Source organism: Paenibacillus solisilvae, from assembly GCF_042656405.1.
GTDB lineage: Bacteria > Bacillota > Bacilli > Paenibacillales > Paenibacillaceae > Paenibacillus_Z > Paenibacillus_Z solisilvae.
The window spans coordinates 48490-71549 of sequence record NZ_JBHSOW010000058.1 but is presented as its reverse complement, the minus strand read 5'-3'; the positions used below and the strand labels follow the sequence as shown (position 1 = coordinate 71549).

The 23060-nt window shown below is 52.1% G+C and carries 21 protein-coding genes; 7 read left to right on the top strand and 14 right to left on the bottom strand.

Going from position 1 to position 23060, the window contains the following annotated elements; all coding sequences use genetic code 11:
• Positions 1-3: 3 nt before the first annotated feature.
• From ACFPYJ_RS15895 to ACFPYJ_RS15865, 7 genes are read right to left on the bottom strand one after another with little or no spacing between them, the layout of a single operon-like run.
• A complete protein-coding gene (locus ACFPYJ_RS15895; RefSeq protein ID WP_379189144.1) occupies positions 4-837 on the bottom strand; it encodes an amidohydrolase family protein in 834 nt (277 codons plus the stop codon).
• 15 nt (positions 838-852) lie between these two features.
• Positions 853-1935 carry a DUF4432 family protein gene (locus ACFPYJ_RS15890; RefSeq protein WP_379189143.1) on the bottom strand — a complete coding sequence of 361 codons (1083 nt, stop codon included), beginning with the start codon at positions 1933-1935 and terminating at the stop codon, positions 853-855.
• A gap of 52 nt (positions 1936-1987) precedes the next feature.
• Positions 1988-3106, bottom strand: coding sequence for a mandelate racemase/muconate lactonizing enzyme family protein (locus tag ACFPYJ_RS15885; RefSeq protein ID WP_379189142.1), 1119 nt, complete (start codon positions 3104-3106; stop codon positions 1988-1990).
• A 14-nt stretch (positions 3107-3120) separates the two neighbouring features.
• Positions 3121-3876 carry an amidohydrolase family protein gene (locus tag ACFPYJ_RS15880; RefSeq protein ID WP_379189141.1) on the bottom strand — a complete coding sequence of 252 codons (756 nt, stop codon included), beginning with the start codon at positions 3874-3876 and terminating at the stop codon, positions 3121-3123.
• Positions 3877-3928: 52 nt separating this feature from the next.
• Positions 3929-4666 carry an amidohydrolase family protein gene (locus ACFPYJ_RS15875; RefSeq protein WP_379189140.1) on the bottom strand — a complete coding sequence of 246 codons (738 nt, stop codon included), beginning with the start codon at positions 4664-4666 and terminating at the stop codon, positions 3929-3931.
• Positions 4663-5691: a Gfo/Idh/MocA family protein gene (locus tag ACFPYJ_RS15870; RefSeq protein ID WP_379189139.1), complete on the bottom strand. Its 1029-nt coding sequence runs from the start codon at positions 5689-5691 to the stop codon at positions 4663-4665. The genes ACFPYJ_RS15875 and ACFPYJ_RS15870 overlap by 4 nt, the downstream gene beginning before the upstream one ends.
• Before the next feature lie 17 nt (positions 5692-5708).
• Positions 5709-6638 carry a U32 family peptidase gene (locus ACFPYJ_RS15865; RefSeq protein ID WP_379189138.1) on the bottom strand — a complete coding sequence of 310 codons (930 nt, stop codon included), beginning with the start codon at positions 6636-6638 and terminating at the stop codon, positions 5709-5711.
• Between the two features lie 108 nt (positions 6639-6746).
• On the opposite strand from ACFPYJ_RS15865, the gene ACFPYJ_RS15860 reads away from it, so the two are divergent.
• The 7 genes from ACFPYJ_RS15860 to ACFPYJ_RS15830 all read left to right on the top strand — a co-directional run bounded on the left by ACFPYJ_RS15860 (position 6747) and on the right by ACFPYJ_RS15830 (position 15675).
• Complete coding sequence (locus ACFPYJ_RS15860; protein WP_379189137.1) at positions 6747-7538, top strand: creatininase family protein; 792 nt, start codon at positions 6747-6749, stop codon at positions 7536-7538.
• Positions 7539-7738: 200 nt separating this feature from the next.
• Entirely contained in the window at positions 7739-9145 is a 1407-nt protein-coding gene (locus ACFPYJ_RS15855; protein WP_379189136.1) for an extracellular solute-binding protein, read from the top strand.
• A 62-nt stretch (positions 9146-9207) separates the two neighbouring features.
• Positions 9208-10086 (top strand): carbohydrate ABC transporter permease, encoded by an 879-nt coding sequence (locus ACFPYJ_RS15850; RefSeq protein WP_379189135.1) that lies wholly within the window; start codon positions 9208-9210, stop codon positions 10084-10086.
• 15 nt (positions 10087-10101) lie between these two features.
• Positions 10102-10941, top strand: a complete 840-nt coding sequence (locus ACFPYJ_RS15845; RefSeq protein WP_379189134.1) for a carbohydrate ABC transporter permease — start codon at positions 10102-10104, stop codon at positions 10939-10941.
• A gap of 39 nt (positions 10942-10980) precedes the next feature.
• Positions 10981-12432, top strand: a complete 1452-nt coding sequence (locus tag ACFPYJ_RS15840) for an aldehyde dehydrogenase family protein (RefSeq protein WP_379189133.1) — start codon at positions 10981-10983, stop codon at positions 12430-12432.
• A 10-nt stretch (positions 12433-12442) separates the two neighbouring features.
• Positions 12443-13153, top strand: coding sequence for a sulfite exporter TauE/SafE family protein (locus ACFPYJ_RS15835; RefSeq protein WP_379189132.1), 711 nt, complete (start codon positions 12443-12445; stop codon positions 13151-13153).
• Between the two features lie 80 nt (positions 13154-13233).
• Complete coding sequence (locus tag ACFPYJ_RS15830; protein WP_379189130.1) at positions 13234-15675, top strand: hypothetical protein; 2442 nt, start codon at positions 13234-13236, stop codon at positions 15673-15675.
• Between the two features lie 337 nt (positions 15676-16012).
• Here ACFPYJ_RS15830 and ACFPYJ_RS15825 read toward each other — a convergent pair whose 3' ends face one another.
• From ACFPYJ_RS15825 to ACFPYJ_RS15795, 7 genes are all read right to left on the bottom strand, one after another.
• Positions 16013-17359, bottom strand: a complete 1347-nt coding sequence (locus ACFPYJ_RS15825; RefSeq protein ID WP_379189129.1) for a hypothetical protein — start codon at positions 17357-17359, stop codon at positions 16013-16015.
• 214 nt (positions 17360-17573) lie between these two features.
• Positions 17574-18335 carry a creatininase family protein gene (locus ACFPYJ_RS15820; protein WP_379189128.1) on the bottom strand — a complete coding sequence of 254 codons (762 nt, stop codon included), beginning with the start codon at positions 18333-18335 and terminating at the stop codon, positions 17574-17576.
• 14 nt (positions 18336-18349) lie between these two features.
• On the bottom strand, positions 18350-19120 hold the full coding sequence (locus ACFPYJ_RS15815) for an amidohydrolase family protein (protein ID WP_379189127.1): 771 nt from the start codon (positions 19118-19120) through the stop codon (positions 18350-18352).
• 2 nt (positions 19121-19122) lie between these two features.
• Positions 19123-20397 carry a transglutaminase-like domain-containing protein gene (locus tag ACFPYJ_RS15810; RefSeq protein ID WP_379189125.1) on the bottom strand — a complete coding sequence of 425 codons (1275 nt, stop codon included), beginning with the start codon at positions 20395-20397 and terminating at the stop codon, positions 19123-19125.
• Complete coding sequence (locus ACFPYJ_RS15805; RefSeq protein WP_379189124.1) at positions 20375-21394, bottom strand: Gfo/Idh/MocA family protein; 1020 nt, start codon at positions 21392-21394, stop codon at positions 20375-20377. The genes ACFPYJ_RS15810 and ACFPYJ_RS15805 overlap by 23 nt, the downstream gene beginning before the upstream one ends.
• A 2-nt stretch (positions 21395-21396) precedes the next feature.
• Positions 21397-22305, bottom strand: a complete 909-nt coding sequence (locus ACFPYJ_RS15800) for an amidohydrolase family protein (protein ID WP_379189123.1) — start codon at positions 22303-22305, stop codon at positions 21397-21399.
• A complete protein-coding gene (locus ACFPYJ_RS15795; RefSeq protein WP_379189122.1) occupies positions 22295-23047 on the bottom strand; it encodes an amidohydrolase family protein in 753 nt (250 codons plus the stop codon). Before ACFPYJ_RS15795 ends, ACFPYJ_RS15800 begins: the two co-directional genes overlap by 11 nt.
• Positions 23048-23060: the final 13 nt, after the last annotated feature.

Genomic DNA, 23060 nt, shown 5'->3' with positions numbered 1-23060 from the left:
CCCCTATGCCAAATTAAGATCCACCAAAATGTCATTGTTCAAAAGAGCCTCCATGTCCTCCGTCGTGAAGCTTGGGAAGGGCATTTTCTGCGCGTATTCAGTCATTTTCCGCAAACCGTTAACCGAGTCCGCAAAGGTACAAATCGGGTAATCGGTGCCGAAGATCAATTTCTTCCATACCCCATACTCCTTAGCAAGAGTAAGGGAGTTATAGAGCTGCCACGGACGATAGTAAAGAGCGGAGACATCGGCATAAACATGCGGATGCTTGCGGATAACGCTGATCGTCTCCTCCTCCCACGGATGGCCAATATGTGCGATCACGATTCTGAGCTCCGGGAAGGCCAGTGCGATTTCCTCTACCTGCTCCGGATGAGCCCATTTCATCGGTGCCCTGCGTGGAAAAGTAGTGCCGTGATGAGTGAGAATGGGTACCCCGTTATCCTCGCAGAACCTGTAAATTCGCAGCATCCGCTCGTCCATTGGATCGTAAGCCTGGTAGATCGGGCTTGTTTTAAGCCCCTTTAGACCTAGGTTCTGAATGGATTCCTTAAGCTCATCAAGCGCATTGTAGTCATGCGGATCCACGCTTGCAAAACCGATCAGCTTCTGGGGATCCCGACGACAATACTCGGCCACGTATTCGTTAGGTACATTAAAGCCCAAGTGCCTGCTGCGAAAGGCAAGAACGATACATTTCTCAACGTTCTTCATTTCCTCGTAGTGCTCGTCGGGAGTCGTGCGCTGCACGGGCTTTCCTCTCATCTTAAAGCCTTCTGCCAAATATTCCGTGCTGTAATGTTTCGGTTCTCCCAAATGCGTGTGATAATCGATCATGGAATTCCCCCCATTCTAATATTCGACTTGGCCTTCTGGTGTAATGCGTTGCAAGCTCCCTTCATATGGAAAAGCGAGCGCATGGTACGTTATTGAACGTCGTTCGTAGGGTGCGAAGAGAGGAGCAGTGCCATTGGCAACGGCGCCAGCCAGTCCCGGCAGCTCAGAATCGGGCACGCTGCTGAAGGGCTCAAGCCCAAGCGTGTAGGCACGGCCGAACCATGGGGCTTCGGTACTGCCGCCCAGCTCCTTCCAGATCCAAAGGTAAGGCCAATCCCGGAGAGGCCAGCTCATGCCAAAGCCCATTCCGAGCCTTTGGTTGCACGCCGCCACCCAGCCTTCTGTCAGTTCAGAGGCAAAGAGCATATCGGATGCCGGTTGCTCACGCGGCGGCATACGCCGTAAATCGACCGGCTGTCCGTCCTTTCCGGTCAGATAAGGCCATGTCCCGAACGTTCCCGACACGGTTTGGCCCGTCGGATCTTTCCCGACAGGAGATCGGAATACCCGGCAAGGGGGCAGGTAAAGCTCCGTTTCCGGTCCCAGCAGTGGCTCTCCCAACGCCGGATGCTGCCCCCACATGCAGTGCAGCGGCTGCGGGCTCAGATTTTCAACCGTTTCTCGGATTTCCAAAGCCCCGCTATCCCGCTTGAGCAGCATCTCCCGCTCCATGCGGAAAGGGAGACGCTGCGTTTCAACCCGGATTACTAACGCCACTTCTTCTGGCGTATCTAAGATCACTTCGTAGTCCCAAGCCATCAAGCTGACCTCACCATGCATTCCCTGAATCGCACCTTTATATGTGGAAGCGGAGCTTCCGGCCGGAAAGACTACCTGCCAACCGCCGGGATAGTGGTCGATCCAGTTCCCGCGCGGATTAGCCGCGGTAGGCGTCCAGCTCCCCCATGTTCGCATGCCCCATGGAGCTCGGTACATGACATCCACATCCAAGGGCTTGTATCGGAATTCCACGATGCTGCCGCCTTGGTCGAGAAGAAGCGTCACCGCCAAAATCTCGTTCTCCATGTGGGCAATCCGGTGTCCCTTGTACGTATAATCGCAGCTGATACGGGCGCCTTCATTGCGTGATAAATACATCGGCCATTCCCTCCCTCGCAGCTTCAATTTTCCATTTGACCGTGGGCTAATGCTACTTGACTCTGTAATGCTCCACCTTCGAATCGTCCAGTTCTACGCCGAGCCCCGGCTTTTCAAAGGGCCGCGCTTGCCCGCCTATAATCGGCAGCGGTTCGGCCAGAAGCATGTCTTCGTAGAAAAAAGGCCCCAGAATATCGCAGGGATATTCTTCAGCGCCGATCCCTTGAGTCGCTATGGCGAGGTGAATCATTGCCGCACTGGCGACACCCAGCTCCAAATTGCTGCCCACCGTGCAGACGATACCTGCCGCCTCGGCCACCGCAGCCACCTTGCGGGCTGGACCGATGCCGCCTCCCTTTCCTATATAGATGGAAAAAACGTCTGCGGCGCCAGCCCGAACGAGAGCCATGGAATCCTGCAACGTATACAAACTCTCGTCCGCAATGATTGGAACCGGCACCTGTGCCCGAACGTCCGCGAGCCAGGACATATCAAGCGCCGGCACAGGCTGCTCGGCGAAGGAGATCCCCGCCTCTTCTATCAGCCTTCGAATCGTTTGCACCGCCGTACGGGGCGACCAGCCGCCATTGGCGTCTACTCCCAATTTGATCGCGGGTCCAATTACATCCCGAACCGCCTTAACACGGGCAACGTCAGCATCCGGCCCCGTACCCACCTTGACCTTCATGCTCTTGAAGCCCTGCTCCACGGCCCACGCGGCAATCTCCGCGGCTCTGGACGGCTCCACGCCGGTGACGGAGAACTTAGTCGGCACGAATTCCCGCACCGGGCCTCCCAGAAGGCGGTAAACAGGCAGACTTGCGGCTTTGCCGAGAATATCCCATAAAGCCATTTCCAAGCCCGCCTTGGTGAAAGCGTTATGGGCGATGCGCTGTTGAATGCGCTGTGTCAGTACCTCAATGTCTAAAGGGTTTTTCCCGATAAGGAGGGGTTCCATGAAGTTCCGGATAAAGTGAGCGGCCGTTACTTGATCTTCACCGCTCCACCCGGGCGTGCAGGACACCTCTCCTAAACCGATGATACCCTCGTTCGTATGAACTTTAACGAGCAGGAACGGCGAAACCAAATGGCTGCCGCGGCCGGAACGGATGGCGCGCTCTTGGTGAAGAGGTACCTGCACGGGAATCGTTTCGATGCGGGTTATTCTCATGGTGAAAGCCTCCTTTAATAGGGTCGTCCCAACAGCCTAAGGGCATTAGGTCCTAGAATCTGCTCCTTGGACGCCTGCGGAATTTCCAGCGCGCCAAGCTCGCGAAAGCGATAATCGACATAGGGCTGTTCAGCTTCATGGAACAGTCCTCCATCGGTACCGAATATGATTTGTTGCAACGGGACTTGCCCGACGATCTGCTCCATGGCAAAAGGCGGCGTCGCGCACATGCATAAATACACGTTACTGTGCCGCCGCCCCGCCGCGATCGCTTCCGGCCATAGATCGTGCAGCCCGGCGTGTCCCAGGATTACGTTCAGACGCGGGTGCCTGACCGCAAGCTCGGCGATTTGCAAGGATGAGGAGTAAGGCGGCGTTCCATCGTGAAAAAATAAGGGAATGCCCAAGTCGGATGCCACCTCGCATACCGGTGCCATAAAAGCTTCCAAAGGGCTGAAGCCCTGAAGCCAATTATGGAATTTCACCCCTCTCATCCCCAGTTGGTTCACGCAGCGCTCCACTTCCCTATCCGCCCCCGGTTTGCGAGGATCCACCGTGCAGAAGGGTACGAGTCTGGCCGGGAATGGAGCGCACCATTCGGCCAAATAGTCGTTGCAAGCGACAGGATCCTGCCAGAATCCGTCGATGGTAAGCATTACGCTGATATCGATCTCTTGCTTATCCATAAAGTCAATATATTCCTCGGCCTGATAGGGGTAGGTGCCATCTTCCAGTCTGCCGGGTTGATGCACATGAAAGTCAACCTTCATAATAATGCCTCCTGTCTGGCAATACGCTTCTAAGGAACAATAGGTTCGCAGGTCAATGGAATCTTGCCGCTAGAAGCCGCTGCATATTTCCTCCCATTACGGCCGCTTTGTCGTCATCGTTTACGGCGAGCTCTCGTACCTTATCAACCTCAAGCTCTATTCTGGAAACGGGATGATTGCTGGAGAAGATCAAACGCTCCGGCCCGATTTTCTTGCTTAAGCGCGCCATCCCGCGCTCCGGGAAGTCGTGGGCGGTGTCGCCGTACAGGTTGGAGGCCTTCTCGAGCGCCGGAAGTGCATCCATAGTGAAGTCGGTCTTTCCATTCTTCCCCATTATAAACGAAACTTCAGGGTAGGTAAGCGCAAGCTCCGCAAGCTGCAAAGGAAGGGCATAAACCGGCGTGCCCGTATGGACATAGATTGGCGCGCGATGCCGGGCCGCAACCTCGATCAGGGGATAAACTAACGACTCCAGAATCATGAAGCCCTGAAGCGGAGGGTGCAATTTGACTGCCGCAGCCCCTTCTCCGAGCGCCCTTTCCAGTTCGGCCACAGCTGCTCCTTCATACCAGGGATTGGCTGTGGCATAAGCGAGAAATCGACCTGGAAACTGCTTGGAGAGCGCAAGCACCCGATCATTCCCCTCCCTGTTGTAAACGGCCATCTCCCGGTCCACCGGACTGACTAGCGCTTGATCGATGCCACAGCGGTCCATCTGCTCAATCATATGCCCCGGGTCTACCCGGTAATAGCGTCCAACGCCAATTTGCAAATGTGCGTCTATCCTCACATTATGTCCCCCTGTTTCATATCTACTGGATTTCCGGTATCCATGGCTTCGACAATGGCCAACGACAATCGCAGGCTGGCGATTCCTTCCCGGCTGCCGGGCACGGGCGTTCGGCGCGATTGATGATAGTCTAGGAACTTGGTCAGCTGAGCACGGAAGCAAGATCGCACCCGATCCTCGGAAAGCTGGACCCGCTCGGTCACCTCTCCTGTCTTTAACACCGCTTCGTTGTTGCTGCGATCGAGGTAAGCGAGGCCACCGGGCCCCAGAATCTGAAATTCGCCCGCCGGCAAGTGCGGATAGAACCAGCCAATCTCCAGCTTTGCCTGATCGCCATTGGCAAATTCAATTAGAGCGGAATTGTAATTAGCCGCCGGAAATTCCGGACGGGTGGCCAAGCCGAGGGCGGCTACCCGGATCGGGTGCGAATTCGTCAGGAAGGCCAGATGATCCGCCGCATGGGCACCGTCGTGAATGCAAGGCGGCCCGTGACGCAACGTATTTAATATGCGTTGATAATGCTCGGGATTGCCTTCGGGATCCCATACCTCGTCATAGATTCCGAGTCGGATTTGCAAGGGACGACCCAGCCGGCCGCTAGCAATCCAGTCTTGAAGAGCATCCATTAATGGACCATGCCGATAGGTGAAGCCCACCTGAAGTAATCGCCCGCTCTGCCGCTCTACAGCCGCCACCTTCTCTGCCATAGTCACCGAAGTAGCCATTGGCTTCTCGCACAGAACGTCTTTACCGGCTCTTAGCGCATCCATGGTTATATCGGGCGTTACCCATGGGGGGGTACAAACGATTACCGCTTCCACTTGGGTATCCGCAAGGATACGCAAATAATCGGTCGTATGGTAGGCGCATCCAGAGATCATACCGGCTTTCTCAGCCCTGAGAGGATCCGTATCGCATACTGCCGTCACAGTGACGGACGAATTTTCCATCAAGGCAGGCAGGTGCTGCGTCATGACAATATCGCCGCAGCCGATCACTGCAATGCCTACCGTTCGATTAGACACCTAGATCCCTCCCTTGTTTAGATTTGCGGTACGGCCAGCCCGCGAGCGCCCGCCTTGGAAATAATCGCGTTCGGATCGTAGCGGCGCAGGATCTCAAGTCCTAATGCAGCCCGGCGCACTTTCTCCCGGCACTGGGCGATTACGGTCTGCTCAATGTGAACGCCGCTCGGATAGACGTTGGCTGCATTGCGAAGGCCGAACTTCACATATACCGGCGAAACCACCCGCACTATCTCCGGAATCTCATATAACCTAACGGCACCTCCAAAATCATCGGGCGCCTCCACATAGAGATCCAGCGGAATGTCTACGGCTTGGCGAATAGCCCCTAACCTGGCTAAGGTAAGCGACGTTGGCACATTATAAGTATCAGCCCCCATGGTTTCTATATTCCGAATCGAGACCGGATTGGCCGCACCCATGGAGACAGACACCTTTACTACTAGATCAGCGGGGAGCTGGCCTGCCTTTTTCATCTCATTAATGACGAGCAGAAGCCCCTCATCAGCTACAAGCACGCCGCGAAGACCTAAACGGCAGCCGCGTTTGACATCTTCCAGCGCAAAGATCAGCTGATCCATGCCTTCATGCCGCAAAGCCTGACCCTTTCCTGACGGGGTGTGACTTGCAGCCGTAATATCCCAGGTCGTACGGGGACCTACGAACAGACTTACTTCAATACCATTTCCCGAGGCCAGCTTAAACATCTCACGAATTTCCGAATCGGTACAGAGCATAATACCGCTCCCCTGAGAGACGCGATGAATGGTAACCCCGTACTCCTTGGACTCTTCTATAACAGCAGCCAAAGCATTAGGACCTTCGACGCTGGGAATTTCAAATCGAACCTGAGCACCATCCGGAAATCGTTTAGTTGAAGTGGGTAGATCGTGGGCATCTCCTGTGGGAAGTCCTAAGCCAGCTAAAAAATCACGCGTTTCTATCATAACGATACCTCCAAAAACTTTTTTGTTCAGCATTTTGAAATTAACTTCAAATAAAATATAAAACAAAGTATAATATAGTGTAAGTCTCATGTAAAGGATGATTCCATAATGAATTCCGCAAACAAGCTATCCAGTCTGTTATTTAGCGAATTGACCCGCACAGAGATTGGACAATGGGCTCCCGAAGCCACCGTTGTGCTTCCCGTGGCCGCAATCGAACAACACGGTCCTCATCTGCCCGTTATGGCAGACTCTCTGATTGCGGAGGGCATCACCTCAGCGGCTGCCGCGTTGGCCGGTCCGCAGATCCCGATTACCGTCTGTCCGGTTGTCACCTACGGCGCCTCGCACCACCATTTAATTTTCCCCGGCGCTATGTCCCTTTCAACGGATACGTTGATCCGGACGCTTCGCGACTTGACCGACTCTCTGGTGAGCAGCGGCTTCCGCAGCATCTTTCTCCTTAATGCCCACGGAGGCAACGAGGAATGCGTCCGGCTCGCAGCTCGCGAGCTGGCCTTGCGCCACCCCGTGGTTGCTGGCGCCGCGTCTTATTGGACAATCGCTTGGGAAGCGATTATCGAAGAAGAAGCCTCGGCCAGCCTGGGCAAATTGCCGGGTCATGCTGGAGGATTCGAAACCTCCTTGATGTTATCTCTCCGTCCCGATTTGGTGCGTACCGATCTGCTCCCCTTACCTGGCCGCGGGAACAAGGCGGCACCTCCCAGGGATCCGGCCTCGGGACCGCTCATCCAGCGCCACGGCAGTTGGGCAGCCATCGACGGCTACAGCGACAACGCCAGCGAGGCTAGCGCAGAAACAGGCAACCGGCTGCTTGGCGTAATCAGCCGTGCCGTTGCCGATGAATTCGTCCGGTTCCATCGACTGACCTTTCCTTGATGCAGGTTCATAGCCATTACAGAAGGGCGCGCGTTGAGCGCGTCCTTCTGTATATGAAAGACATGTCACTTTATGTAACATCAAATTCATCAAATTGAAGATATTTTAGAAAAAGTGTTGAAAATTAATAAAACCCATGTTATTATTCGTAACATAGATTTTTGAATTGTAGTTCAGTATATTGAACTGGAGTGATTTACATGAAGAGCAAGTGGAGAAATGGGATTGGAAGTTTTCTTTTAGCGAGCGTACTTATCGTCGCGGGTTGCGGCAGCAACAACAACAGCGCGAACAGCACAAGCCCGAGTAGTACAAGCCCAAGTAGTACAAGCCCAAGTAGTACAAGCAGTGAAAGCCCCTCGGCAGACGCAAAAGCCAAGCCTGTGCAGGGCGGTCCTTTGGAAGTCGGGGTGCTTTGGCCCGAAGGCTCCGACAACTTTGTTGCGGCGCAACGCGTTGGCGATTCGTTAACCACGGAATTTCCAGGCACCGACTTAACTTTCACCTTCTCTAATACGAAGGCGCGTCCGCAGCTCGAATTGCGCTGGAAGAACGATGATCCGCTGGATGTGGACAATATTTTCAACGGCGCAAACAAATCATCGTACCACTGGGTGGACGAAGGGAAGCTTAAAAAACTTACCGACACCCTGAAAAACACGACGCGACCCGATTATGACGGCAAGTCATGGGAAGAGTCGATCCTGCCGATCTTCAGACCCTTCACCCAGTACAAGGGCGATTATTATTCGGTCCCCGATCAGGCGGTCGTTATCGGTCTCTGGTACAACAAGAAGATGTTCGACGAGTTCGGCCTCGCGCCGCCTACCACTTGGGATGAATTCCTTAAGGTTTCAGAAGCTCTGAAGGCCAAGCAAGTAGATCCGATTGCGGTAGCCGGCACAAGCCCCCTGTATATGGGCATGTGGTGGGACTATCTGCTGCAGCGCGAGGTGGGGACTCAAGGAGTTATGGACGTCGCATTCGGCGACAAGAAAGCAGCCGACAACCCCGGCTTCCTGAAGGCCGCTCAAAAACTGCAGCAGTTGGTCGATAACGGTAATTTCCTGAAAGGCTTCGAAGGCTTAGACTTCACGGCCGCTCAAACCGAATTTTTCCGCGGCAAGACCGGCATGATTCTAATGGGTTCCTGGCTGGTTGGCGAGATGAAGCAGTCTATTCCCGCCGACTTCCAAGTGGGGATCACCTCGTTCCCTGCGGTTCCAGAAGGGCAAGGAGACCAGAAGGGAATGTTCGGCACCGTCTTCCAATGGAGCATTGCCGAGAAATCGAAAAACCCGGATCTCGCCGTCGAATATTTACGCACTCTCACCTCCAAGCAAGAGCAGACTCAACGAGCACATGATCTCGGCTTTATCTCTCCATACGCTGGCGTCCCGACTCCCGACTCGATTCCAGGGTTGGACGGTGTCCTGAAGAATGCTGAGAACTCACCGTTAACCTTAAATTATTATGGGATTAATACGGATAAGCAGCGGTCGGATTCTTGGTATCTTCCCGTCTCGAAGCTGTATTTCAAGCAAGCGACACCGGAAGAAGTCATTAAGGAGATCGATGATAATTTGGCAAGACTGCGGCAAAAATAAGCGGTATTTAGGGGCGGAAGAAGTTCTAACTTCCGCTCTTCATTTCACATAGGAGGTCACTCATGCTGGAGAAAATCCGCCGACGCCTATTTTGGCCATTGGTTCTGCCCGCGGCAATACTGTACGTGCTAGTTCTCATCATTCCAATGGTGCAAACGCTACTCTATTCCTTTACCAATCGCTCCATGGAAAGCAGCTTTCAATTCGTCGGATTGAAAAATTACATTAACGCATTTAACGATCCCTATTTTTTTTCGGCCCTTAAGCACACGTTCATCTATGCGTTCGTCAGCTTGATCTTGCTGTTCGTTCCTGCCCTCTTTCTAGCTTGGTGTCTGGGAAAACCCATCCGCTTCAAGCGCTTTTACCGGATCGTTATTTTCGCGCCGGAAGTCTTATCGATACTGGTCACATCCTTGGTATGGAAGTTCATGCTTCACCCCAATTGGGGTCTAATCAACACTTTCCTCAGGGCAATCGGACTCGATGCATTGACCACTCCTTGGCTGGGAAACCCCAATACGGCATTGCTGGCGGTGATCATCGCTTCGGTTTTCCATAGCATGGGCATGTACGTGGTACTTCTCTCGGCCGGCCTCGAGCGCATTCCGCCGGAGCTGTACGACGCAGCCAAGATAGATGGCGCTAACGACAGGCAGCAGTTTATTTACGTCAGCCTTCCACTTCTATGGGAAGTGTTACGTTCCTTGCTAGTCTTATGGATCATCCATGCCATTCAGGCATTTGCCTGGGTATTCGTGTTAACCCAAGGCGGCCCCATGGGCTCCACCGAAGTCGCCGCCACATATGTATACAGCATTGCCTTTGTCTCTTATGACTTCGGGTATGCCACAGCTTTGGCAACGATAATGATGCTCATCATCTTCGCAATTTTATGGTTCGTTAACCGCTTGCTTCATCGAGAAGCTTACGAGTTTTAGGGAGGCGAAAAAAAAATGTCTCTAGCAAGTGGAAAAAAATGCACGATTTACTTCATACTTTCACTTTATGCAGCAGTAATTATCGGAGCCTTTCTCTGGGTTGTGATGCAATCCCTGAAGGACAATGCCGAATTTCTCAACTCCCTGCCCTGGGAGCTGCCAAAGAATTGGCGCTGGGAAAACTATGCGGAAGCTTGGAACCGCGCTAAAATGAGCTCCTATTTCGGCAATAGCATCCTATTGAGCGTATCCTCCACGGCGAGCGCTCTAGCGGTCTCCACATTGGCGGCTTATGCTCTCTCCCGTATTAACGGCGTCAAGGGGGCCAAGATTCTAAAGCAGTTTTTCCTCATCGGCATTACGATGCCGGTTATTTTAGCAGTCGTTCCTCTCTACTTCTTCTGGGAGAGCCTGCATTTGGTCAATTCAAAGGCCGGGCTTATTGTCATCTATACGGGAATGATGCTGCCGTTCTCTATCTATTACTTGACCAGCTTCTTTAAAGCCATCCCCCATGAATTGGAAGAGGCTGCGGTCGTTGACGGCGCCAATCTGGCAAAATCTTTCTTTCTTATCTTCATTCCTATGGCGATGCCGGGAATGTCTGCAATATTCGTCGTCAACTTTCTTTGGGCATGGAACGAGTTCTTCTACGCGCTGATCTTTATGACCCGGCCATCCAACTACAGCGTCGCCGTCGGCTTATACCATCTCGATGTTAACGCTGAGGTCACCGCCCAATGGGTCTATCTGTGCGCCGGTATGATGATCACCATGCTTCCGGTCCTTATTCTGTATTTAATGCTATCGGAACAAATCACCAAGGGGCTTACGGCAGGTGCCCTCAAGGGATAATCCCTTCTGGACGCCAGTGCAGAAAGGAGAGGCATCATTATGGATTCTTATCAAAATCTTATAGACGGCCGATGGGTTGCTGCCCGTTCCGGGCGAGTTTTACAAGATTTCAACCCCAGCCGAAACACGGAGGTCCTGGGGGAATTTCCGGAAAGCGACCCGATCGATATGCAGGATGCCGTCGCGGCTGCGGCGGCTGCTTATCCCAAGTGGCGCAGCATGAGCTTGGTGGCACGAGGGGAAATTCTGTACCGCGCAGCCGATATCCTCACGGCAAGAGCCAATGAAATCAGCCGGGATCTCTCCCTGGAGGAGGGGAAAACCTTCCCCGAAGCTAAAGGAGAAACGATGCGCGCAGCTGCGCTCCTACGCTATTATGCCGGTGAATCCCGACAAGAGACGGGGCATGTTTATGCGGCAACCGACCCAAGCACCCTGCTCTATACCCGACAGGTTCCACTGGGCGTCGTCGGGATCATCACACCGTGGAACTTCCCGATCGCCATTCCGGCATGGAAGATTGCGCCCGCCCTCGTCTATGGGAATACCGTAGTCTGGAAGCCGGCGGAATTAACTCCGCTCACGGCATATCATCTGACGCAAGCGCTAGTAGATGCCGGACTGCCGGAAGGTGTATTAAACGTAGTGTACGGTCAAGGCTCCATTCTCGGATCCGCGCTGGTCGCGGATACCCGTTTGCAAGGCATTTCCTTTACGGGCTCCAATGGCGTGGGGCGAAGCATCGCTGCCGTCTGCGCCGAGAAAGGAACTAAGTTTCAATTGGAGATGGGCGGTAAAAACGCCGTCGTCGTTCTATCGGATGCCGATCTGGATTTGGCGGTAGAGATGACGATCCGCGGCGCCATGCGTTCAACAGGGCAAAAATGCACCGCCACCAGCAGGGTTATCGTGGAAGCACCGTTAGTGAATGCCTTTAGCGAAGCACTGGTCGAGCGCAGCCGTAAACTCCAAGTCGGTGATCCGCTGGATTCACAAACATACTTGGGCCCTCTAGCCTCCCTTAACCAGAAGCGAACCGTGCTCGAATATATCCAGATCGGTAAACGGGAAGGAGCCCGACTTGCAACGGGCGGAGAGTCGATTGATATGGGCGGTTATTTTATGTCCCCCGCCGTCTTCACGGATGTGGACCCCGGAAGCCGTATCGCCACGGAGGAGATATTCGGCCCTGTCGTGTCCGTGATCTCAGCCGCAGATGCGAACGAAGCTGTCTCCATGGTTAATAGAAGCAACTTCGGCCTGAGCGCAGCGGTTTTCACCCGGGACATTGCCAAAGCTATGCATTTCATCGAAGAGGTCGAGTGTGGCATCGTGCACGTCAATTCCGAAACGGCAGGCGCGGAACCGCACGTTCCATTCGGCGGCATGAAGGACTCCAGCTCCAATTCCCGGGAGCAGGGCAAGTCTGCCCGCGAGTTCTTCACCCAGGTCAAGACAGTCTACCTCGACCCGCCGCCGATGCGCCTGTAAGGAGACTCGTATGTGGAGTGAATGGATGCTCGCTTTTCCCATCGTACTGCTGGCAGCAATGATTCAAACCAGCACCGGCTTTGGGTTCGCTATTATCGCTATTCCTTTGTTTATATTGTTGTATCCAACCCATTATGCAATCTTATTAAGCGTGTTTCTGTCTTTGATTTCTTCTTTAACTACCCTTCCAAGGGTAGTTAAAGATATCGACAAACTCTTATTGAAGCGGCTTTTAATAGGCAGTCTGTTCGGATTGCCGCTTGGCGGACTATTGTATTATACCGCAGATGTCGCGTGGTTGAAGCTGATCGTCGGCTTCGCAATCATCTTATCAGCCTTATCCATCATGATTAAAATTCGTTTTCCTCTGGGGGACGGCAAACGGATCGGGTTTCTGTCAGGGTTTCTAACCTCCAGCATCGGAGTGCCAGGTCCACCGATCATCTTTTATCTCATGTCGAAGAATATGGACAAGAACATCTTTCGAGGCACATCCATGGCCTATTACTGTGTTGTCTACCCGGCAAGTCTAGCGATTTTACTCTCTATCGGACGTTTCCATACCGACCTGCTCCTGGATTTGCTGTTGATTCCGGCAATTTTTATCGGTCAAGCTTTCGGCTCCGTGCTGCACAAGAGAATCAACCAAACGGCGTTTCGGCGCTTGACTTTCATACTCTTAGTGGCAACTGGCATCAATTCCGTTATTCAGAGTTTTTAAAATTGGGGAGGTGGTGAGATGAGGTAATTCGGATAGTAAAGACAATGACACCAATAATGAAAAAGGAGTGACTTTCATCGATGAGAAAGCCGATCAAATCGATACTTTCGTCCATTGTCCTTATGTGCGTTTTCTTTTCAGCTGTTTTCCCGACGTCTGCTGCAGATAACGGGGCTCCGATAGCCGTAGGTCTTAACCCCGGTACGGTAGGCTGCCCTCCGGGGACCAACTCGCCCGCCTTGAGCAGCCAGTACAAGAACGGAGTCGTCGAAGCATTGACGACAACACAGGATATCTGGGGCCAGCAGGTTCTTGCCAAGCCGGAAGGTCCTACCTATGACAACGTGAAAGATTACCTCTCTCCCATCATGTATGCCATTGCCCCGGCCGCGGGGGGAGGATTCCTAACTGATACCGGCGTCTATTACATACCGTTCGGGCAGCCCCAGCAGCCGACTACGCCGGGCAATGTGGCCCTTACCGTGGCGGACGGCAGCCAGATTATCTCAAACAAAGTGGGCAACCTCAGCTCTCGGATTTTCGTCGGAGCCGATGGTAAAGAGCAATTCGGTTCTTGCCTGACTAACCTGAGCACACCCGAATTGTACAAGGGTTACCTCCCTATCCTCGAGCTCAATTATAAGGATCATCAAGGAATCACGTATCATCAGGAGTCACTTGCGACGGCTATTCCAGGTACCGACACGATTGCCAGTTATGTGGAAATCACGGCAGACCACAGCATGAAGAAATCGGGACAGTCCGCCATCCGGATTCAGGTTTGCGGGAACTGCGATCTGCATCAAGAAGGCAATAAGCTGATGGACGATCAAGGCCAAACCTATCTTTATTTCAGCCCTGGCGCCACCTTCAGCAATTCCGATCTGGTCTACGACCTGGGTCTTGAGAAAAACGGGAAAACTTCCGTGTATTTTATTCGGCCGGTTTCCCCTGTAGCAAACGCTCCGGCGATAACGGCTGACAAGAAGGGGCAGAAACAGGCCTCGGAAAATTCTTCCACTTACTGGAACAACCGGCTATCCGAGGGAAGCCTGCTCAAGGTGCCTGAATCTAAGATTATGGATGCCCAGCGCAACCTCCTGATTCAAGACCTGCTAATGACATGGCGCTATAGTCTCGGAAATGCTTATGAGGCCTTCTATCAGCCGGAAAGCAGTAGCACAATGGATACAATTGGACGCTACGGGTTCACGAATGTTTATAAGCAAGCACTGCAGGACCTGTTGCCCAAGTCCAAAGGAATTGACCGGCGCAACTGGGAAATCGGCGAGAAACTATCCCATGCCGCCGATTATTATCGATTAACAGGCGACCCCTCCCTAATTAAGGAGAACCTGACGGCATACGAGAGCTACGCTGCCGATCTAGCAGCCCAGCATGCCAGCGACCCTAACCATTTGCTAGCACAGCAGCAATATTCCAGCGACGTGAAAGGCAAGGTCTATGGGCTGCATCAGATCGGAACGGCTCTATATGGATTGCAAAGCATTTCATCCGTCTGGGAGCAGATGGGGGAAAATCAGCTGAGCGATACTTACAAAGCTGTTGCAGACGATCTGCGTACATGGTTTGACAAAGCTGTACAGGATTCTAGCATTACACTGGCAGACGGAAGTCTATTTACGCCAGTTATGCTGCTGGATAAAGAGGAGCCTTATCTTGACATTCCGTCGACTCTTCTGGGCAGTTACTGGAATCTTGTGGTGCAATATGGCTATTCTGCCCATGTCTACGAACCAGAATCTCCAGAGGCCATAGCTACGCTCCAATATCTGTATAATTACGGCTCCCGCATACTGGGACTGCTGAAGGTACGGGATGGCGCAATCAACAGCGTATACGCAGTTGAACAAGCGAAGTTTTTGGCGGATAACGACCAATCCGATCAGTTGGTTCTGAGCCTGTACAACCAACTTGCCCATGGAATGACTAGAAATACTTTTATTACCGGCGAAGCGGCTAATATCGGTCCGCTAGCTTCCAAATGGCCGTTACAGTTTGGAGCCTGCGAGATTGGAGCCCCATGTACCCCGCCGAGCTTCGAGAACGGTTGGGCATCGGATGAATATTACCGAGGAATGTATCTCTCGCCAAACAGCGCCAACAACGGTTTATTCCTGAGACTGCTGCGCCTCATGCTGATCAATGAAGTGACTAATAACAAAGGAGAGCCTCAAAGCTTGCAGCTAGCCTTTTCCACACCGAGAGACTGGTTGGATGAAGGTAAAAAAATCGAGGTTCAAAACTCGCCGACCTCATTTGGTCCAATTAGCTATACGATTACTTCCAATATTAAGCACAATAAGGTCAATGTCGACCTGGATGTGCCTGACCGGACTCCGATCGGAAGCCTGCAGCTCAGACTGCGGGTTCCCGATGGCAAGCAGTTGACCGGCGTCAATGTGAACGGACGACCGTTTAGCCAATTCGATTCCGCCACCGATACAATCGATCTGACCGGATTAACGGGCAAGCTGGACATTCGCGCCGACTATCGCTAAGCCAGACAATCTATTCCTACGAAAAGCGCTCCTGCGGAAATATTCGCAGGAGCGCTTTTTTAATCGTGTCTCTAAGTCGATCCAGACTGTTCATCCTCAACTGAAAGAGGAGACAATTCACTACTGAAAAAGTTGTTTTCTATTTTGCCCTGGCATTGAACATTTAGACTGAAGAGAATCCCGGGTTTACGTAGAGTTTTTTCCATTTAGGCTGGAATGATGTCAACTGGGCTGAAATTCGGCATACGAAGCTAAGCAAACAAAAGGTGCTGGATTTGATTCTTGGCCAGCACCTTTCTATCAGTTTGTGTAGATCTTAATGGGCTACATAATCATATTATTCCGCCTCGTTATTACCTTGTTGATTTGGAGACCAGCTATAAGTAAGCATCAATAAATGAGAAAATGCATTGCTCCCTGAAACCTGTCCCGCTACAATCATTTTAACCTCATGCGGTTTCGTTTTACTTCCATTACTTTTTTCAACTAACGTCGGCCAAAAGATGCTCTGAACATGGTCGACCGGATAATATTCCTTTGACCATTGGACACCGTCCGTGCTGCGGTACACTGCCAGTCCTGCACCTTCACTTGTAAAAATAAATCGTTCTCCATTTGGAGCGATTTTGAGCTGAGCATGATTATCCAGCTTGCCTAATCCGACCGGCGAGCCGTTTATTCCTTCCTTATACCACAGCTCGTTATCCGGATTGCCGTCAGATTTCTCAAAATACAACATGTGAATCTGCCCGTGGGCATCAATGGCAAGATCCGTCGCGTCGACCCAACGTTCATATCCGTTAGGATTATCAACATGGGTTACGAGTTGCGGTGAGGACCAAGTTTGACCGAAATCCGTACTATTCAGGTAGAAAACGTCATCATAAACTGCAGAGTTGGGAGATCCCAATACATACTGGCCGGTTAAAATACTCACTTCACCAGGCTTGTTTCCAGGTTGTACTTTAGGGTACAACCAAGCTCTATTAGAAGGAGGAGTCACAATGACTTTTTGCACGATATAATCGTTTTTCTTTACATCGAATACCGCCAAATGAAGATCCCAGACATCATCCGCGTATGCCGTATAAATATACCGACCGGTTTTATCAACAGCCGTTCCCATATAATAGAACGGACTGTTCATTACACTGTGATCTGCAAAAGTGGAGAAATCAAACGATCCATCTGCAAGACGGTTATTGAACACAACATGGTGATAGGAAACCGCACCAGTTCCATTCGTTTGAAAACCCGGGAAACAAGGCTTATCTGCATATCCATAGCAGCCCACTTGCATATGTAGGTCGCCTTTATAATCCAGCAGCAATCCTGGAGGCTGATAGGTCGTTTGATTATTGAATTGTGCTGCAAGCGACCAGTTCACGCCGTCCGGAGATTTAAATATTTTTCCATCCCATGGATAGTTATACATTTCACCATCCAAGGAGGCTGCATAATACCATTTCCCGTCATAAACAAGCTTCGGTATCTGCTGTCCCCATGTCGGTACCACGTTTCCAATATGCAGCGAGTCGGTAATCGTTGCGGCCGTCACTCGTTCTGAAGATGCATTTCCTAGAGCGTAAGATATTTGAGTCTGCCAAAATAACGTAACTACAACCATAAGCACCCCACCAATGCGAAGCATTTGTCTTGAATACCCTTTTCGAATCACACTCATCTTCTACTTCCCTCCAATTACTAATAATTTTAAAGCTTAAAATAATAGAGATTAAAAGCTTTGTAGCACCTTCCCAATTAGAATTAGCAAGCTTCAACGAACACGCCAGCATCCAGTCCGGCTATGTAGCGGTCCGATGACAAGCAGCTCATCCGCGACGGCTTCAACACCTGATCTTGCAGTGCCCAGGGGTATAGATAAACAGAGAAACGGTTCATAACTTGTGATGAAACGTAATAAATTCGGACGCTACCGCCTTTGAGATGATTTTCAGCAGAGCCGTTCCGTGACGCGTCTCTCCCTTAAGCGGCTCGTCCGAATATCCGTCGATCCGGGACCAGGATGCGTGGTGCTCGATTCTCGGGCGCTCCAGCAGCCCTTTTCCCGGGGGTCCAGCCTCATGCCCTTGCCGTACCGGCACACGATCCATATGCACCAAATCCGGACGGACAGCCAACATCATCGACGTCTCGAATGCGCCGGCATGTCCGGGCATCCCGTATAAGCCCTGCTGAAGTCCGTACTCGCGCATGTCATCCCACGCCATCGTCCAATAAGAACCGGCTCCGGCCAATACCGGGTGTTGAAGTGCAGCCATCCGTGCCGCAATCCGGACGCATTCTTCATTGCCTCCGTGCCCGTTCAAAATAAAGATCCGGTGAAATCCACTGCGGATCAGACTTTCAACAAGCTCCACCAGCACTTTCTGCAGCAAGTCCGTAGGGAGCGACATTGCTCCCGGGTATAAAAAATGATGGTGGGAAAAGCCGAATGGCTGCGTTGGAGCCAGCACGAGCGGAATTTCCAGCCCTGCAAGCTCTGCGCTCAGCACGGCGATTCGCTCCACAAGCAGAACATCCGTGGATACGGGCAAATGATACCCATGCTGTTCAACCGCTCCGACCGGCAGCACGACGGTAGCGTCGGGCGCGATGCTTCTGATTTCCTCCCGCGTCATGTCCATCAACATATGCATATTTCCCACTCCCATCATTTTGTCGACCGTATTCCGCTTCGCGCCAGCAGGATGTCTGCATTCTCATACAGCCACTTTCGGCGCAGCGATTCTTCGAGCGGCATTTGCTTTACAATTCGAGTTCGAAATTGAGCCATATAGGTGTCGCGGCTTAATCCGGCATCCGTACCGAAGAGCACCCGGTCGGACGGCACCGTTTCGACAACCTTGCGGAATATGCCTTCAGGAGCCGTCCCGCATACGCACACGTAAACGTTGGCATGACGATTGACGACGACCGCCGCTTCCTGCCATAAATCGAAGAGCCCTCCGTGACCCAAAATAAACGTCGTTTCCGGATGCTTTTCGGCCAACCAGCCGATGATGAGTGGGTAAGAGTTCGGAGGCGTCCCGTCATGGAATAGGATAGGCGCCCGATAATGGCCGGCAATTTCACAAATTTCTTCCATTTCCTTGCAAATCGGATGGAAGCCTTGTATCCACGGATGCAGCTTCATCCCAGGCATTCGCAGCTGTTCGAAACAACGTATGGCTTCCTTGATCGCCGCTTTTCCCTGTTTGGGATTTACCGAACAGAAAGGAACCCAACGCTCGGGCTGCCGTTCCGCTGCTTCGCAAAGCCCTTCGTTCTCGACTTCGTACCGTTCCGTGTAAAATCCGTCAATCGTAAAGATGACACCTTTCGCGACACCGGCCGAATCCATCATGTCCAGGAAGTCTTCATCCTTCCATTTCGGACTTCCGCTTCGTCCGAATGGAAAATGAAGATGAAAATCGAATATCATTCTTATTCACTCCTTATGGCGACATGGGGAGCCGCATATAGCCGATTTGCGTCTTTCGTTGCATAGGGAAATCTTTCTTCCAACGTTCCGGATACATCGTAATAGATAAATTGCGTTTCATGGTAGTCCACGGCAGGAATCGCTCCATGGTGCACTAGATACAGGTCAGGTCTGTCCAACAAGTCACTGCGGAGAGGCACGGCGAAATTTTCGTATCTCGCCGTGTGAAGATGATCAAGGAAAAAATCAAATTTATCGTTAAATCCAAATGACGTCCCTCGAACGACTTCAATTCGATTTGAATCTCCCCGGTTGCGCAACGCCATCCATTCGGCCGTATGGAGAGGCACGCCATCCTTGCGAAGGTGCAAATCGTAATTCGCATCGAACATGACCCACTTGTCCTGATCCCTGCAGAAAGCTTCCATCACAAAATGACCGCTCCCCTTCGTCTTGTCATAGGGAGGCAGCGCAATTCCGCGTGCCTGAATCCCAATTGCCCAACATGCCTGGATCAACAAATGGGCGTAATGAACGCAGTAGCCCCGGACACTGCCCGATCCGTGCCCCCTTTCGTTTCTTCTCCAATGCAGCAGCGTAGGGAGAAAAAAAGGCGTGTATACCGTGCCGTATGTATATCTCCATTGTTTTCCAGCCCAACTGCACAGCAACACCGCTTTGCCGTAGTCCCCTTCGGCGGCCTTCGTAATTTCATGCAGCTGCTCGGACTGTGAAAACCTTGCGAGTGCCGGATGATTGAGAGATTGAAATACAAGCTGCGGATAATCCCGCTCCTTCGGGATCGATGGTCCTTCAACCAACAGCCTGATCAGGTATTCCCCTTGCACGGTATAATTCACGCCCAATCTCCCATCCTGCCAACTCACACCTTCGTCGAAGCTTTTCTGGCTGCGCAGCGGACCGGGCCGGTTTTCTACCGCCATCATCCATGTACAGTGGGCCAGCTCTGAACTGCGTAGTTCGACCACATTCAAGCCTGGAATCCAATCTGCGGGATCCACTTCTAGCTGTCTCCAATGGAAAAGTCTCTTGGTTTCCCCCGAATGCAGTTCATAGCGAGTTCCATTAATGAAAATTTCGAGCGGTAATGTGTTTCCATCGTACTCGGCCACAAACAAACAGAGCTTTGACCTCTCAAGCGGAAAATCGCCCGGCTCGAGTTTCAGCAGCTTCCGTGCGATGCTGAACCGGGATATCTCCTCGTATTGATGTTCCAACACTCTTCCTTCATCATCATGGATGAGCCGGCTGCCCATAGGCTTGTCCCTCCCTTAATTCATGTTCGATGGCGGCGATCAGGCGGATTCCGTACAACGCTTCTCTGGTGCCCGGCGAAGGCGTCAACCGTTCATCCAGGCACTTGATAAAGTGGTTCAGCTGGCGGTCAAAGCATAAGACATTCCAATCGCGGTCTTCCGTGATGACTTCCTCTTCGTTCAATCGCCGGAAAGCCAGGGTGTTCTCCGCGCGGGTTAACCGCGCGACGCCTTTGGGTCCGAAGACGTCGATCGAACTCCGGAAGAAAGCGGGATACAGCCAACCTGCGTCGATTTGCGCCAAGTCTCCGTTGTCGAACGACACGGACGCCGTAACATAATTCGGGCTAGGCCAATGGGGTTCCGAGCGGACCCCGTCCGCCCGAACAGACGCAGCAGCCGCATTATCCGTAAACTCGCGAAGCCACTCTGCGACATGCGCCCCCTCATGGGCAAGGGGGCTTCCTTCCTGCAATGCACGCACAATTCGTCCCGTATGTTCCGTATTATCCGGATCAAACACCTCATCGAATACGCCGATCCGGTAAACAACAGGTGAACCGAACCATCCGGCACAGATCCGTTCCCGTAGTTCGGTCATCAGAGGATGAAAGCTATTCTTCATCCCCACTTGAACTGGAACGGCGGCCTTTTTCTCCAACTCGATGATTTGGAGAGCCAGATTCTCTTGAAGCGCCATAGGTTTCTCACAGAACACGGGGGTGTTCCTCTTCAAGGCTTCCATCACCAAATGCGGCGTAGCGGCAGGCGGCGTAAGGATGAAAGAAGCTTGAATGTCGGGGTGCAACAGCGCATCGTCCGAATCCGTATAGACGGTGCTTTCGGGAAACAAATCCGCCGCTCTGCGCAATTTTTCCCGATCGGGATCGCACAAGACCTGAACCCGGATTCTTTCCTGTCTGAGAAAACTAGGAAAATGCGCTTGAAAGGCGATGTCTCCGCATCCAATCACCGCAATGTTGATAACAGCGGTCATGACTACACTTCCTTGTTCGAGCTGGCCCATTGAGGAAAAATGGATTTCCAGTTCTCGTGCATGATCATGTCTATCACTTCATCGGAGATGCGGGGAAGCGGCGTTCCGTCCACAACTTTGTTGATGTTCTTCAAGCCGTTGATGACATTCGTAATCGTGCCGGAAGGAAAGTCGGAAGCCAGCAAAATTTTATTTTCAACTCCGTATTCCACCGCCTTGACCATGGAGTCCCAATACCTCCATGGCCGGTAATGAACGGCGGAGATGTCGGTGAATACATTCGGCTGTTTGCGGATCACGGCAACGGTCTCGTCTTCAAAAGGATGACCGAGATGCGCGATGATCATTTTCAATTCCGGATATTGGATGGCTATATCTTCAATTTGCAGCGGACTTGCGTATTTCAATGGTGCTTGTCTCGGGAAAGTCGTTCCTTGATGAAACATGATGGGCATCCCCAATTTCTGACATACAGCATAGAGAGGATGCATTCGTGGATCCTGGGGATGAATATTCTGATAGATCGGCCCCAATTTCAATCCGGTAAGCTTAAGTGTCTCTATACAGTGATAGAACTCATCCAGATAACCATCCTGTGTTGGATCGACGGACGCCCAGCCTTCGATCTTCTCGGGATGCTCATCCCGGTAATGGGCGATGATTTCGTTGGGGATCCATATGCCCGAGTGCCTTGCCTGCAGTCCGAATACGACGACTTTGCCGGCGGGTTCAGACGCTTTCCAATGTTCTTCCGGGAGCGAGTCATAGGCGTGCAAATCCAACTTGCCCTGGTAAGCCTCTCCTCCGGAACGTTTGAGCTTTACCAGCTTGGAAGCGAGCGCAGCCTCCGCGTAACGTTTGTCCAAGTGGTCCGGATACCACATCAAATGGCTATGGGCGTCAACGATCATATAAACCCTCCTTATCCGGTGAAAGCAATCGAAGCAGATTGCCATGAACGATCGGTTCCAATAGTTCGTCGGGCAATTGCAGATCCTTGATTTTTTCCGTTTCTCGTTCATAAGAAGTAAGCGGCAAATCGGATGAAAATAAGATTCGTCCTACCCCTATTTTTGCGATAAGCGTCTTCAAATAGGGCACGTAATTATGAACGGTTTCCGCATACAAATTGTCAACCTGAAGCAGTGCCGGGATGGCTTCTACGGCGTAATCGGTTTTTCCCATCCGGCCCAGAATGAATGATACGTCCGGATGACGCCTCGCAAGCTCCGCAGCTTGAAGCGGCAAGGCATGCATGGAAGCGCCGGTGCGCACATAAACGAAAGCGCGGTGGCGGCGCGCGGCATCGATGAGCGGATCCACTATAGGATCTAACAGAGAACAGCCCTGTACCATAACATCCAGCTTTATCCCCCTGCAGCCGCCTTCCAATGCTTTTTCCAGAGGAGCCGTCCCCTTCAGCGAACGCCAGGGGGAATATACGGCATATGCGGCGAATCTTCCCGGATAAGCGCGAATCAGCTTGAGCATGGATTCGTTGCCTTCCTCGTTATGGAAGGCAACTTCATGATCCGGCGGCGACAATACAGCCGTCTCCACTTCATGCCTGTCCATAGCATCTAGAAGCCGGCCGGGATCAAGCTTGAAATGTACCCCATCCCCGACCGTCACATGAGCATCCAACCATTTCATGACCGGTCCCACA